This window comes from Stenotrophomonas sp. YJH_SMC_65 (genome assembly GCF_059369475.1).
Window position 1 is genome coordinate 143,862 of the sequence record NZ_JCAFSR010000008.1, and the last position, 13,391, is coordinate 157,252.

At 67.6% G+C, this 13,391-nt stretch carries 12 protein-coding genes; 2 read left to right on the forward strand and 10 right to left on the reverse strand.

Going from position 1 to position 13,391, the window contains the following annotated elements:
• Positions 1-319: 319 nt before the first annotated feature.
• Entirely contained in the window at positions 320-3,094 is a 2,775-nt protein-coding gene (gene polA, locus AC5P7A_RS16115; RefSeq protein WP_111205375.1) for a DNA polymerase I, read from the reverse strand.
• A 97-nt stretch (positions 3,095-3,191) separates the two neighbouring features.
• Here polA and AC5P7A_RS16120 point away from each other — a divergent pair, with 97 nt between their 5' ends.
• Positions 3,192-3,476 (forward strand): DUF2782 domain-containing protein, encoded by a 285-nt coding sequence (locus AC5P7A_RS16120; RefSeq protein WP_014038952.1) that lies wholly within the window; start codon positions 3,192-3,194, stop codon positions 3,474-3,476.
• 170 nt (positions 3,477-3,646) lie between these two features.
• On the opposite strand, the gene AC5P7A_RS16125 is transcribed toward AC5P7A_RS16120, so the two are convergent.
• The 9 genes from AC5P7A_RS16125 to rpmB form a co-directional block, all read right to left on the reverse strand.
• On the reverse strand, positions 3,647-4,093 hold the full coding sequence (locus AC5P7A_RS16125) for a universal stress protein (protein ID WP_005411629.1): 447 nt from the start codon (positions 4,091-4,093) through the stop codon (positions 3,647-3,649).
• A gap of 301 nt (positions 4,094-4,394) precedes the next feature.
• On the reverse strand, positions 4,395-4,949 hold the full coding sequence (locus AC5P7A_RS16130) for a hypothetical protein (protein ID WP_049442082.1): 555 nt from the start codon (positions 4,947-4,949) through the stop codon (positions 4,395-4,397).
• A 106-nt stretch (positions 4,950-5,055) separates the two neighbouring features.
• Positions 5,056-5,382, reverse strand: a complete 327-nt coding sequence (locus tag AC5P7A_RS16135; RefSeq protein ID WP_032960648.1) for a low molecular weight protein tyrosine phosphatase family protein — start codon at positions 5,380-5,382, stop codon at positions 5,056-5,058.
• A 121-nt stretch (positions 5,383-5,503) separates the two neighbouring features.
• Entirely contained in the window at positions 5,504-7,696 is a 2,193-nt protein-coding gene (uvrD, locus tag AC5P7A_RS16140) for a DNA helicase II (RefSeq protein ID WP_014648867.1), read from the reverse strand.
• A 9-nt stretch (positions 7,697-7,705) separates the two neighbouring features.
• Positions 7,706-9,127 (reverse strand): FAD/NAD(P)-binding protein, encoded by a 1,422-nt coding sequence (locus AC5P7A_RS16145; protein WP_164076985.1) that lies wholly within the window; start codon positions 9,125-9,127, stop codon positions 7,706-7,708.
• Between the two features lie 45 nt (positions 9,128-9,172).
• Positions 9,173-10,591: a cardiolipin synthase gene (cls, locus tag AC5P7A_RS16150; RefSeq protein WP_014648869.1), complete on the reverse strand. Its 1,419-nt coding sequence runs from the start codon at positions 10,589-10,591 to the stop codon at positions 9,173-9,175.
• Between the two features lie 125 nt (positions 10,592-10,716).
• Entirely contained in the window at positions 10,717-10,965 is a 249-nt protein-coding gene (locus tag AC5P7A_RS16155; protein WP_478406166.1) for a hypothetical protein, read from the reverse strand.
• 511 nt (positions 10,966-11,476) lie between these two features.
• Entirely contained in the window at positions 11,477-11,644 is a 168-nt protein-coding gene (gene rpmG / locus AC5P7A_RS16160; RefSeq protein WP_169411268.1) for a 50S ribosomal protein L33, read from the reverse strand.
• 10 nt (positions 11,645-11,654) lie between these two features.
• Positions 11,655-11,891 carry a 50S ribosomal protein L28 gene (gene rpmB, locus AC5P7A_RS16165; protein ID WP_005411638.1) on the reverse strand — a complete coding sequence of 79 codons (237 nt, stop codon included), beginning with the start codon at positions 11,889-11,891 and terminating at the stop codon, positions 11,655-11,657.
• 280 nt (positions 11,892-12,171) lie between these two features.
• On the opposite strand from rpmB, the gene AC5P7A_RS16170 reads away from it, so the two are divergent.
• Entirely contained in the window at positions 12,172-13,386 is a 1,215-nt protein-coding gene (locus tag AC5P7A_RS16170; RefSeq protein WP_495220335.1) for a glycosyltransferase, read from the forward strand.
• Positions 13,387-13,391: the final 5 nt, after the last annotated feature.

Consider the following 13,391-nt stretch of genomic DNA (forward strand, 5'->3'; position numbering starts at 1 on the left):
CTTTGCCCGGCGGGCAAAGGGATCTGACCCCCAGTGTGTGTTCCGTTGGCGCAAATAAAAAGCCCCGCTGACCAGGGGGAGGTCAACGGGGCCGGGGAACGGGCACTTGGGGAGGAGTCCCCGTTCCGAGATCTGCTCCAGGGGATGGGAGAGATCCACAACAGGCGTTGCGCCTGTCGGGAGTTATAGAAGCACTTCGAACACTAACGGTTCGTGAAGGGGCCCCATTTAATGAATTTCAATAGGGGCAACATTCATGGTCGAGTCAGAAACACCCGACTCATGAACAAATTCACGTCGTTTTCGGCCTGAAACACCGTCAGTGCGCTTCGTCCCAGTTGTTGCCGACGCCCGTGTCGACCACCAGTGGCACCCGCAGTTTGGCCGCTTGCGACATGCGCTCCACCACCTGCAAACGCAGGTCCTCGACGAAACTGCTTTCGGTTTCGAACACCAGTTCATCGTGCACCTGCAGGATCATCCGTGCCGGCGCCCCGCTGTCACGCAGCCACTGGTCCACATCCACCATCGCGCGCTTGATGATGTCGGCGGCAGTGCCCTGCATCGGCGCGTTGATCGCCGCGCGTTCAGCACCGGCACGCAGGCCCTGGTTGCGGGCGTGGATGTCGTTCAGGTACAGGCGACGGCCGAACAGGGTTTCCACGTAGCCCTGGTCACGGGCCTGCTGGCGCATCCGCTCCATGAAGTCGCGCACGCCCGGGTAGCGGCTGAAGTACAGCGCCACGTAGTCCTGCGCCTGGCCACGGTCGATGCCCAGGTTGCGGGCCAGGCCGAAGGCGCTCATGCCGTACATCAGGCCGAAGTTGATGGCCTTGGCGGCGCGGCGCTCGTTCGGGGTCACCTCCTCCAGCGTGCGCCCGAACACCTCGGCGGCGGTGGCACGGTGTACGTCGGCGCCCTGCTCGAAGGCACGCACCAGGCCCGGGTCCTCGGACAGGTGGGCCATGATCCGCAGTTCGATCTGCGAATAGTCGGCCGCCAGCAGCTGGAAGCCTTCCGGGGCGATGAACGCGCGGCGGATGCGGCGGCCGTCCTCGGTGCGGATCGGGATGTTCTGCAGGTTCGGGTCCGACGAGGACAGGCGGCCGGTGGCGGCACCGGACTGGTGGTAGCTGGTATGCACCCGGCCGGTGTCCGGGTTGACCATCTCCGGCAGCTTGTCGGTGTAGGTGCTGCGCAGCTTGGCCAACCCACGGTAGTCCAGGATGACCCGCGGCAGCTCATGCTGGTCGGCAATCGCCTCCAGCGCCTCTTCATTGGTGCTGGGCTGGCCCTTCGGGGTCTTCACCACCGCCGGCAGCTTCAGCTCGTCGAACAGCACCGCCTGCAGCTGCTTGGGCGAATCCAGGTTGAAGCTGCGCCCGGCCAGCTCGGTGGCCTTCTGCTGCGCGGCCAGCATGCGCGAGGACAGGTCCTGGCTCTGCCGGCGCAGTTCGTCGGTGTCGATCCGCACGCCATTGGCTTCAATGCTCGCCAGCACCGGCACCAGCGGCATCTCGATGTTGCGGTACACGCTGTCCAGCGCCGGCTCGGCCAGCAGCTGCGGCTGCAATGCGTGGTGCAGGCGCAGGGTGATGTCGGCGTCCTCGGCGGCGTAGCGGCTGGCTTCGTCGATGCCCACCTGCGAGAACGGGATCTGCTTGGCGCCCTTGCCGGCCACGTCCTCGAACTTGATGGTGCTGTAGCCCAGGTAACGCAGCGCCAGCGAATCCATGTCGTGGCGGGTGGCGGTGGAATTGAGCACGAAGCTCTCGAGCATGGTGTCGTCGTGGTAGCCCTGCACCGCCACGCCGTGGCGGCGCAGCACATGCAGGTCGTACTTGCCATGCTGGCCCAGCTTCTTCTTCGCCGGGTCCTGCAGCGCCGGGCGCAGTGCGTCCAGCACCTGCTGCATGGGCAGCTGGGCCGGCGCACCCGGGTAATCGTGGCCGACCGGAATGTACGCCGCCCTGCCCGGCTCGACGGCCAGGCTGATGCCCACCAGGCGCGCGCGCATCGCGTCCAGCGCATCGGTCTCGGTATCGAAGCTGATCAGTTCGGCCTGCTGCAGGCGTTCGACCCAGGCCTGCAGCTGCTCGGCGGTCAGCACGGTCTCGTACTCACCCGGCGCGGACAGTGCCGGATCCAGCGTGCCAGCGGCGGGCGCCTCGACGCTGCCACGGGCGAAGCCAGCGGCGGTGCCACGCAGGCTCGGGGTCGCCTCGCTGGCGGCCACCGGTGCCGGCACCGGCGCGCCCAGCTCCTTCAGCGCCTGGGTGAAGCCATAGCGCGTATACAGCTCGGTCAGCGCCGGCACATCCTGCTCGCGCAGGGCCAGCGTGGTCGGGCTGGCGTCCAGCTGCACGTCGGTACGGATGGTCACCAGCTCGCGGTTCAGCGGCAGCCGCTCCAGCGCGGCGCGCAGGTTCTCGCCGATCTTGCCCTTCATGGCCGGCGCGGCCGCCATCACGCCGTCCAGGTGCTGGTACTCGGCCAGCCACTTGGCGGCGGTCTTCGGCCCGCACTTCTCCACGCCCGGCACGTTGTCGACCGCGTCGCCCATCAGCGCCAGCAGGTCGATGATCTGGTCGGCGCGCACGCCGAACTTCTCCATCACCGCCGCATCCGAATCCATGCGGCTGCCGGTCATGGTGTTGACCAGCTCGATGCCCGGGCGCACCAGCTGGGCGAAGTCCTTGTCGCCGGTGGAAATGGTCACCTTCAGGTCCTGCGCCAGGCCCTGAAGGGCCAGCGTGCCGATCACATCGTCGGCCTCCACGCCGGGGATGCGCAGGATGCTGATGCCCAGCGCTTCGACGATGCGGCACATCGGCTCGACCTGGCTGCGCAGCTCATCGGGCATCGGCGGGCGGTTGGCCTTGTACTGGTCGTACAGGTCGTCACGGAAGGTCTTGCCCGGCGCGTCGACCACGAACGCGACGTAGGCCGGGCGCTCCTTCAGCGTCGAACGCAGCATGTTGACCACGCCGAACAGCGCGCCGGTGGGTTCACCCTGTGCATTGGACAGGGGCGGCAGCGCGTGGAACGCGCGGTACAGGTAACTGGACCCGTCGATCAGGACTAATCTGCTCATGTGCCGATTCTACGCGCCCGTGCCTGCACCGCGGCGACACGGCCCGTACACCGCGATGGGGCATAATCAGGGCTCTTTCCAGGCAAAGGCCCCGCCGATGAAGACCCTGATGCTGGCTTCCCTGCTCCTGCTCGCTGGCTGCGCCAGCATGGGTGGCGCGGGCGCTCCCCCGGTGGACGTCAAGGGCGCGGATGTATCCAAGCGCACCATGGACAACGGTGACACCATCGAGGAATACCGCGTGTCCGGCCAGCTGCGCATGGTCAAGGTGACCCCGTCGCGCGGTGCCCCGTTCTACATGTACGACAAGAACGGCGACGGCCGCATGGACAACGACAAGGACGGCGTGTCGCCGGTCTACTGGAAGCTGTACAGCTGGTGAGGTGACCGGGGTTGTGACCGGGGTCGGATCCCTTTCCACAGGAAAGGGCTCTGACCCCCTCGAAGCCACCGGCACGGCCCCGATCCCCCCACAAAAAAACAACGCCGGCGCGCATCCTGCGGCCGGCGTCGGGTCCCCTCCCCGGGAACGCTTGAATCAGCGGGTATGGATCAGCGGATGACCAGCACCGGCAGCGTGCTGCGTGCCAGCACTTCGGCGGTCTGGCTGCCCAGCAGTACACGGGTCACGCCGCGGCGGCCGTGCGAGGTCATCACGATCAGGTCGCTGTTGCGCTCACCGGCGGTCTCGATGATGCCGTCGGCCGCATAGCGGTCCAGCACGTGTACCGGGTTGGCGGTGATGCCCTGCTCGGCGGCCTTGGCCAGCGCCGGCTGCAGCACCTTCTGCGCGCCTTCCTCGCGGTCGGCCTTGTATTCGGGGCTGTTCATGTAGCCCACGCTCCAGCCCATGGCGTCGTACATGCCGACGGCCCACGGCTCGGAAACAGTGACGATATCGACCTCGGCGTTAAGGTCCTTGGCCAGCTCCAAGCCCTTGGCCAGGCCCTTGTCGGCCAGTTCGGACCCGTCAGTGGCAATCAGGATGCGCTTGTACATGGTGGGGCTCCGTGGCGGTCTGCCAGATGGGAACGACACCATTGCACACCGTATGTGCAGGCGGCGCCTTGAGCAGGATCAATCCGGCGCCGCGCAGCGGCGTGTGCGCACCGTCACGTGGTCCGGGGGACAGGCTCGGCCCGCCCTCTTCTGTAGAGCCGAGCCCGTGCTCGGCTGCTTCTGGCGGGAAGAGCAGCCGAACATGGGCTATGCCGGTCGTCCTGACCGGCACCCTTCGGGCCGTCGCAAGCGACGTTGGCAGCGGCTCCTGCCGCTACCTTCGGCTCTACAACAATGTCGCTCAGGCGATCTGCACGATGCGCGCGTTCTGGCACAGCGGGTAGCTGGCCACGAACTCGTCAATCGCATCGCGCATCGCCTCGAACGATTGGCCGTACATGTACAGCGCGGTCTCGGTCGGGCCCTGCCACCAGCTGCAGATCTCGCCCAGGCCGTCGATGTTCCCGGACAGCTGCTCGAACACGTGGTTGGAATCGCACTGTTCGTAGACCTCGTCCGGCAGGTTCAGGCCATCCAGGTAGATGCCCAGGCCTTCGGTCACGCCGAAGCTGCGATCGGCCTCGCCTGCGCCCTGTATCTGCGAACCCTTCGGTGCACCCAGCTGCTCCAGCAGGTCGATCAGCTTCGGCACGCCCGCGGCATCGACCAGTGCCACTTCGATATCGCCGTATTCGACCTCACCCAGGTCGGACATCGCGGTGCCGCCGCCGGTCAGCTCGCCCACCTGGGCCGCCTGCAGCAGCGCGTCGAGCGGATCCTCGAACAGTTCGTGGCGGTGCTCCGGCTGCAGCCGGGCGTTCAACTTCACGGTGACGTGCAGCGTGGGTTCGGTCATGGGGGCGTTCCTGGAAGAAGTGCCACCTATTGTAGAGCCGAGCCCATGCTCGGCTGCTTCTGGCCGGAAAAGCAGCCGAGCATGGGCTCGGCTCTACAACAGCCTGTCAACGCAGGAACGGCGTGACCTTGCGCTTCAGCAGTTCCACCAGCACCGGGTCCATGTACTCGTAGTCATCCGGAATATCCAGGCAGATCACCCGCTTGCCGTTCAACCAGGCCTTGTAGCGGCTGGACAGCCGATTGCGGTGGGCGCGCTCCATCACGAACACGATATCGGCCCACTGCAGCAGCTCGGGGCTGAGCACTTCCTCGGCGTCGGCCAGCAGCCCGGCCGAGGCGGTCTCGATGCCCGGCCAATCGGCGAATACCTGCTCGGCCGTCGGGCTGCGCAGGCGGTTCTGGCTGCAGAGGAAGAGCACATTGCGGGTCATGAGCGCAGCCTAATGGGGGCAGAGCCCTTTTCCAACGGAAAAGGCTCCGGCCCCAACCACGTGCATTCCGCGATGGGGTCAGAGCCCTCCCTGCGGGAGGGATCCGACCCCTCGACGGCGATCAGATCACCGTCAGGTTGGCGTAGGCCATCACCAGCCACTTGCTGCCGGCATCAGCAAACTCGACCTGCACGCGGGCGTGCGCGCCGCTGCCTTCGTAGTCGGTCACCATGCCTTCGCCGAACTTGGGATGGGTAACCAGCGCACCGAGCTTGACCGGCGGCGCCTCGATCGAGGCATGGCCCATCACCCGGCTGGCGCCCATCGAAGCCGGGCGCGAGACCTGCACCTTCGGGCGCACTTCGTGCAGCAGTTCGCGCGGAATCTCGCGCAGGAAGCGTGACGGCAGGCTGTAGTTGTCCTGGCCGTGGATGCGGCGCGATTCGGCATAGCTCAGCACCAGCTTCTGGCGCGCGCGGGTGATGCCGACATAGGCCAGGCGGCGCTCTTCTTCCAGCCGCCCGCTTTCCTCCAGCGAGCGTGCGCTGGGGAACAGGCCTTCTTCCAGGCCGGCCAGGAACACCAGCGGGAATTCCAGGCCCTTGGCCGAGTGCAGGGTCATCAGCTGCACGCCCTCTTCGCCTGCCTGCGCCTGGCCCTCACCGGCCTCCAGCGCGGCATAGGCCAGGAACGCGACCAGCTCGTCCATGTCCTCGCCCACTTCCTCGATGTCGTCGGCCCGGCGCACGAAGCGCGAGGCCACCGAGACCAGTTCGTCGAGGTTGTCGGTGCGCGACTCCGAGTCCAGCGCATTGCGGCTTTCCTTGCTCCAGTGCTCGCGCAGCTGCGAGCGGGCCAGCACGTGGTCCACGCGCTCGGCCAGGGTCATGTGCACGGTCTGCGCCTGCAGCTCGTTGACCAGCCCCAGGAAGCCGGCCAGCGCATTGCGCGCGCGTGCGGCCAGCGCGTTGCCCTGGGTGACCAGCATCGTTGCTTCCCACAGCGAGATACCCTGCGCGCGTGCCTCGCGGCGCACTTCGTCCAGCGTGCGGTCGCCGATGCCCCGGGTGGGCGTGTTGACCGCGCGCTCGAACGCGGCGTCATCGTTGCGGTTGGACAGCAGGCGCAGGTAGGCCAGCGCGTCCTTGATTTCGGCACGCTCGAAGAAGCGCATGCCGCCATACACGCGGTACGGCACCTGCTCGCTCAGCAGCGCTTCTTCCAGCGCGCGCGACTGCGCGTTGCTGCGGTAGAGCACGGCCACTTCGGTGTAGCTGCCACCGTCGCGCACCCACTGGCGGGCACGCTCGACGATGTAGCGTGCCTCGTCCATCTCGTTGTACGCGGCGTACAGGTCGATCGGCTCGCCGTCACCGCTGTCGGTCCACAACTGCTTGCCGATGCGATCCGGGTTGTGCGCGATCACCGCGTTGGCAGCGCCGAGGATGTTGGCGGTGGAGCGGTAGTTCTGCTCCAGGCGGATGGTCTGCGCGCCCGGGAAATCGCGCAGGAAGCCCTGCACGTTCTCGACCTTGGCACCGCGCCAGCCGTAGATGGCCTGGTCGTCGTCGCCGACCACGAACACGTGGCCGGAATCGCCGGCCAGCACGCGCACGAAGGCGTACTGGATGGCATTGGTGTCCTGGAACTCGTCCACCAGGATCTCGCGGAAGCGGGCGCGGTAGTGCGACAGCAGCGCCGGGTTGTCGCGCAGCAGTTCGTGCGCGCGCAGCAGCAGCTCGGCGAAGTCGACCAGGCCGGCGCGGTCGCAGCGCGCCTGGTACTCGATGTAGGCCTGGCGCATGGTCTCCAGCCACGCGTCGTGCGGTTCGGGCTGGATGTGCTGCGGGCGGCGGCCCTCGTCCTTCTGCGCGTTGATCCACCACGCGATCTGCTTGGGCGGGTACTTGCCGTCGTCCAGCTCCAGCGCCTGCACCACGCGCTTGACCAGCCGCAGCTGGTCATCCGAATCCATCACCTGGAAGCCTTCGGGCAGCTTCGCGTCCTGCCAGTGCAGGCGCAGCAGGCGGTTGGCCAGGCCGTGGAAGGTACCGATCCACATGCCACGGCTGCCATGGGGCAGCTGGGCATCGATGCGGTGGCGCATTTCGCCAGCCGCCTTGTTGGTGAAGGTCACCGCGAAAATGCCATGGGTCGGCACGCCATCGACTTCATGCAGCCAGGCGATGCGGTGGGTGAGTACGCGGGTCTTGCCGGAACCGGCACCGGCCAGCACCAGGTGGTGGCCGGGGGGAGCGGAGACGGCTTCGCGCTGGGCCGGGTTCAGGCCATCAAGCAGGTGGGAGACATCCATGCCCCCATTTTACGGCATCGCCGTCGCGGCTCCTGCGACCACCTGGGTGGCCAGTGCCTGCGCCTGCTGACGCAGTTCAGGCACCGCCAGGCTTTCCCACAGGCTGCCGATGCGCAGGCTGCCGAGTACGCCCAGCCGCGCCTGCGGCTGGCCACCGGCGGCACGCAGGCGGTCGCCCGGCACTGTGCTGTCCAGGCCCAGCCCGTGCGGGCCGGGGCGGGCCAGGCCATCGCTCTGCAGCTGTTGCAGCAAGGGATTGCGCAGCGCGCTGGCGCGGGTTTCCACGCCGGTGGCGTTGATCACGCCGCCGATCGTCCAGTGCTGATCCTTGCCGGAGGCGTCGCGACCCGACAGCCGCAGGGCATCGCCTTCGCGGCCGATGCGTTGCAGGCGGGACCGGTGAATACGCAGTTGGCCGCTTTCGATCAGCGCCTGCAGCTGTGCGTCGACCTCTTCGGCGATGCGGTGGCGGTGCACGTCCCAGTAGCGCACCACATGGCGCAGGAAGCGGCGCTGGTCGGCCGCGTCAAGGCTGCACCACAGCGCCTGCCCGTGCGGACGGATGCGGTCCATCACGCCCTGCCACGGCAGGCCGTCGGCCTGCGCCTGGCGCGCGAACCCGCGCAACGCGCGCAGGCGCTGGCGCAGGCTCATCGGCAGCAGCGCAGCCGGGTCGAACGCGGGCAGGCCGCCATGCGCATGCGGCAGCGGCAGCAGGCCATGGCGCGAGATCACGTGCAGCGGGCCGGTGTGGCCGGCAGCAACCAGCGCCAGCACGGTGTCGGCCATGCTCAGGCCGGAGCCGACGATGGCCACGGCCTGCTCACCGGCCAGGGTGCGTACGCCGTCGTAGTCCCAGGCCTCGATCACGTCATCGGCAGGCAGCGCATCGGCACCGGCCACCGGCAGCGGCCGCATGCTGTTGCCGGTGGCCAGCACCGCCTGTGCGGCGTGCAGCGTCTGGCCATCGCCCAGCAGCAGCCGGTAACCATGGTCATCCGGCTGCAGGCCCAGCACCGGCTGCGCGATCACCTGCAGCTGCGCCGGGCTGGCTGCGGCAGCCTCCTGCAGGCGCTGCTGCAGGTAGGCCGCAAAGTGGTGGCGGCACACGTAGCGCTCGCCCAGCACCTCGCGCGCCTCGCCCGGGTAGGCATTGGCGGCCATCAGGTAGTCGAGGAAATCGCCGGGCTGGTCGGCAAACGCACTCATCTTCGCCGCCGGCACGTTCAGCAGGTGCTCCGGCCACGGCGTGGCATAGGCGATGCCCTGCGCCAGCTGCGAAGCCGGTTCGAAGATGGCCAGCGCCAGCGGCGCCTGGGCCTGGCGCAACACCTGGATCGCCACCAGCACCCCGGCCGCACCACCACCGATGATTGCCAGGTCCAGTTCGCCATTACGCGGTGAATCAGTCATGCGCCGATTGTAGGCCATCGGCGATGACGGGCCGGATTGCCGAAGCGGGCGGTTGCCGCCGTTTCACATCAACGCATCGGCCAGCCGTGCGATGCCTTCGCGGCTGCGCCGCCACGTGGGACGGCTGCGCCACTGCTGCAGGTCCAGCTGCCGCGACTCGCGCAGGTAGCCATCCTCGATCGCGCACAGCTGCTGCACCAGCGCACGGTCGTAGCAGACCAGGCCGATTTCGGCATTCAGCGCGAACGAGCGGATGTCCATGTTGATCGAGCCGAGCACGGCGATGTCCTCGTCCACGCTCATGTGCTTGGCGTGCAGGAACTGCGGCTCGTACAGCGCGATGCGCACGCCACAGCGCAGCAGCTCGTCGTAGTAGGCCTCCTGCGCCCACGACGTCAGCCGCTGGTTGTTGCTGGCCGACAGGATCAGCTGCACCTGCACGCCGGACAAGGCCGCAATGCGCAAGGCGCTGAGCGTGGCTTCGTCGGGCACGAAGTACGGGGTGACCATCACCAGCCGGCGCCGCGCCAGGTGGATCAGCGCCGCCACCGCATCGCGTGCGTTGCTGTAGGGATAGGCGGGGCCGCTGGGCAGCAACTGGGTGGCGATGTCGTCGCTGCACTCGGGCACATCGGCGATCACGTCCAGGCGCTGGCCGGTTTCCATGTACCAGTCGCTGGCGAACACCGCTTCCAGATGCGCCACCGCCGGGCCGCGCACGCGCGCCACCAGCTCGCGGTTCGGGTGGCCAGGCACGAACTGCGGGCCGGCCAGGTTCTGCGAACCGACATAGGCCACTTCGTTGTCGATCACCGCGATCTTGCGGTGGTTGCGCAGGTCCATGCGCCCGCTGCGGCGCCAGCGCAGGCCACCGGGCAGCATCGCGCGCACTTCGATGTCGCGCGCCTGCAGGCGCTTGCGATAGGCACGCAGGCCGCGCTTGGCGCCCACCGCGTCGAGCAGCACGCGGCACTGCACGCCACGTGCAGCCGCACGCTGCAGGGCCTCGACGATCGCCTCGCCCACCGCGTCGTCGAACATCAGGTAGTACAGCAGGTGCACGCGGTCTTCGGCCTGGTCGATGTCGGCGATCAGCGTGTGCAGTGATTCGTCGTAGTCGGTCAGCAGATCGACGGCGTTGCCGTGCACCGGCATGAAGTCGCCCTGGCGCTGCACCAGCGGCACGATCTCGGCGCTGGCGGTGTCCGGCTGCGGTGTCCAGCGCAGGCGATGCTGCAGCGCCTGTTCCTCGCGGATGACCTGCGAGGCCTCGGCCTGGCGGCGGATGCGCTCGCGCGACAGCCATGGGTGGCCAAACAGCAGGTACAGCGGCAGGCCCAGCAGCGGCACGAAGCCGACCAGCAGCAGCCAGCTACGCGCCGCCCCCGGCGTGGTGCGGGTGGGGATCCAGCACAGTGCAACCAGCCGGATCAGCCAGTCGATCAGCAGCAGGTACGAACCCAGCAACCACTCGAACAGCATCGTGTCGCCCGTCGGGAGGTGATGGGCCATTCTGCCCACCGGCCCTTGTGGAGTCGAGCCGCGCTCGACGGCCTTCCGGTCCGACCGCACAGCAGCCGAGCGTGGGCTCGGCTCTACAGGATGGCTCAATGCCGCACCGGCACCTCGCACAGCCGCCGCACCGCGTCGGCATGGCGGCGGCCGTTGAGCGCCATGCAGGCGATCGCCTGTGCGGCCCGCTCCAGCTGCGCCTCCGGCAGCGGCGACGGCGCGCCGTTGGCCAGTGCCAGATGGTGGTCGCACAGCAGCAGCGCCATGCCCTTGATGCCTTGCAGCATGCGCTGCAGGCGCAGCCAGCCCAGTTCCAGGTCCTGCCGGTGTGATGGGGTGTTCATGCAACCTCCTTCAACGGATCTGGCCACCGTGAAGGTGGCGGACGATGCGTGGTTGCAATACCGGGGAACAAGCAACGGAAACCAAACCGGCGGGCACGCGGCCCCCACGCACCGCCCGCCATAAGGCAGAGCGGGTCGCCAGCCGCTGCACACGCAGAGACAGCGGCTGGCGAATTTACCGTTACTCGATTCCTCGGGATTGCAAGCCCGACCGCTGCAACCGCAGCGGCTCACCATCATGGGCACGGCCACGCCCGTCGTTCCAATCGATTTGAACCGTGCGAGGCGCCGGAACCGGTAGGAACAATCACTTATCGCATTCGGCCCTTCGCTCCAGGCATGGCGCCATTGGCGACAGCGTGCGCAGGAACTGCCCAGTGCCGACCAACGGTCGGCACCCACCACCACCACAGCAGCATCGGAACGGTCGGTATCCACCAGGTAAACGCAGGGCATGAAAAAACCCGCCACAAGGGCGGGTTTCTTCGCGGGGACCAGCAATCCGTGCGGATTACTTGATCTTGCCTTCCTTGTACAGGACGTGCTTGCGCACGACCGGATCGTACTTCAGGAATTCCATCTTCCCCGGGGTGTTCTTCTTGTTCTTGTCGGTCGTGTAGAAGTGGCCGGTACCGGCCGAGGAAATCATACGGACCTTATCGCGCTTGCCTGCCATGATGCTTTACTCCTCAGACCTTTTCGCCGCGCGCACGCAGCTCAGCCAGAACGGAATCGATGCCGTTCTTGTCGATGGTGCGCAGTGCATGCGCGGAAACACGAAGCTTGACCCAGCGGTTCTCGCTGGCCACCCAGAAACGGCGCTCGTGCAGATTCGGCAGGAAACGACGACGGGTCTTGTTGTTGGCGTGCGAGACGTTGTTACCCGTCTGCACTCGCTTGCCGGAAACCTGGCATACGCGGGACATTGCGCACCTCGATAGTAGTAGTTGTCAGCCCGTAGCCCGGGCGACGGCGGCCTCGATGGTTGCCCACCACACGTCAAGAGAATCAAAGGGTTACGCTGGCGTTGGGCGGCCGGGGACGTGCTCCCGGGAGCGCCGCCCGGTAGAAAACCGGACACAGCGAGCCGCGCATTATGCACGGGTTCAAGCACTTGCGCAAGTTACCCACAGGCGGGGACTGGACCGGCGGGGCGGGGGGACTTCGCCAACCGGCATACTGGCCCGGATCACTGCGGAGCTTTCCATGCGGCTGCTGGCCCTGACCTACGGAACCGAAGGCGATACGCGTCCGCTCGCCATGCTCTGCCATGGGCTGATCAGCGCAGGCCACGCGGTGACACTGCTGGCCGATGGCGGCACCTTGGGCAGCGCGCAGGCCCTGGATGTGCCCCACGCGGCCCTTGAGGGTGACATCCATGACGAAGTGGTCGCCCTTGTCTCGCGGGGCAACGGTGTTGCCGCCGCCAGTACCGGTCTGGCACGGATGGCGCTGCAGCATGTCAGCGGCTGGATGCGCCAGGCCGATGCCGCCGCCGAAGGCTGCGATGCGATTCTGACCGGCGGACTGGCGGCCCTTGTCGGCATGAGCGTGGGCGAACGTCGGGGTCTGCCGGTCATCGGCACCGGCATGATTCCGCTGACCCCGACGCGGGCCTTCCGCTCTCCGTTCCTGCCGCCCGGACGCTCGCCGGGCTGGTTGAACCGGGCCAGTTACGGGTGGGTCAACGGCCTGATCTGGCGCCAGTTCCGCCGGCCGATCAACGCGGCACGCCAGCAACTGGGGCAATCGCCGCGTCGCGCGCTGTGGTCCGGCCTGCCGATGCTCTATGGCATCTCGCCGCAGCTGCTGCCGCCACCGGCGGACTGGCCGGTCGACCACATCGCCTGTGGCCAATGGCGGCTTCCTGATGCGCCCTGGACGCCGCCGGCCGATCTGCAGGCCTTCCTCGATGCCGGGCCGCCGCCGGTCTATCTGGGCTTTGGCAGCATGACCGGATTCGATCGCGAGCGCGTGCTGCCGGCCCTGCTGCAGGCGCTGGCACCGCGCCGGGTGCTGCTGTTTCCAGGGTGGGCCGGATTGCCGACGGGTGCGCTGCCAGCAGAGGTGTTCGTGCTCGGCCCGACGCCACACGAAGCACTGTTCCCGCATTGCGCACTCGCCATCCACCATGGTGGCAGCGGCACCACGCATTCGGCCTGCCGCGCCGGCATTCCCTCGCTGGTGATGCCGTTCGCCGCGGATCAGTTCTTCTGGGCCGATCGCCTGTATCGGTTGGGCGTGGCACCGCCACCGTTGTCACCGAAGCGACTGGATGCAGCAACGCTGGCGGCAGCCATCACCTTCGTTGAAACCGACGCAACACGCGCACGCGCGGCGGCCCTGGGCGTGGCGATGGGCCATGAGGACGGGGTGGCCTGTGGCGTGGCGATGATCGAGCGCTGGTTACGGCCGGTGTAACAGCG

What these genes read in the sequence shown, in the direction of transcription:
- polA (WP_111205375.1), bottom strand. Translation starts at nt 3,094, where the DNA reads ATGAGCAGATTAGTCCTGATCGACGGGTCCAGTTACCTGTACCGCGCG.
- AC5P7A_RS16135 (WP_032960648.1), bottom strand. Translation starts at nt 5,382, where the DNA reads ATGACCCGCAATGTGCTCTTCCTCTGCAGCCAGAACCGCCTGCGCAGC.
- rpmB (WP_005411638.1), bottom strand. Translation starts at nt 11,891, where the DNA reads ATGTCCCGCGTATGCCAGGTTTCCGGCAAGCGAGTGCAGACGGGTAAC.
- AC5P7A_RS16170 (WP_495220335.1), top strand. Translation starts at nt 12,172, where the DNA reads ATGCGGCTGCTGGCCCTGACCTACGGAACCGAAGGCGATACGCGTCCG.
- AC5P7A_RS16125 (WP_005411629.1), bottom strand. Translation starts at nt 4,093, where the DNA reads ATGTACAAGCGCATCCTGATTGCCACTGACGGGTCCGAACTGGCCGAC.
- AC5P7A_RS16130 (WP_049442082.1), bottom strand. Translation starts at nt 4,949, where the DNA reads ATGACCGAACCCACGCTGCACGTCACCGTGAAGTTGAACGCCCGGCTG.
- cls (WP_014648869.1), bottom strand. Translation starts at nt 10,591, where the DNA reads ATGCTGTTCGAGTGGTTGCTGGGTTCGTACCTGCTGCTGATCGACTGG.
- AC5P7A_RS16155 (WP_478406166.1), bottom strand. Translation starts at nt 10,965, where the DNA reads ATGAACACCCCATCACACCGGCAGGACCTGGAACTGGGCTGGCTGCGC.
- AC5P7A_RS16120 (WP_014038952.1), top strand. Translation starts at nt 3,192, where the DNA reads ATGAAGACCCTGATGCTGGCTTCCCTGCTCCTGCTCGCTGGCTGCGCC.
- uvrD (WP_014648867.1), bottom strand. Translation starts at nt 7,696, where the DNA reads ATGGATGTCTCCCACCTGCTTGATGGCCTGAACCCGGCCCAGCGCGAA.
- AC5P7A_RS16145 (WP_164076985.1), bottom strand. Translation starts at nt 9,127, where the DNA reads ATGGCCTACAATCGGCGCATGACTGATTCACCGCGTAATGGCGAACTG.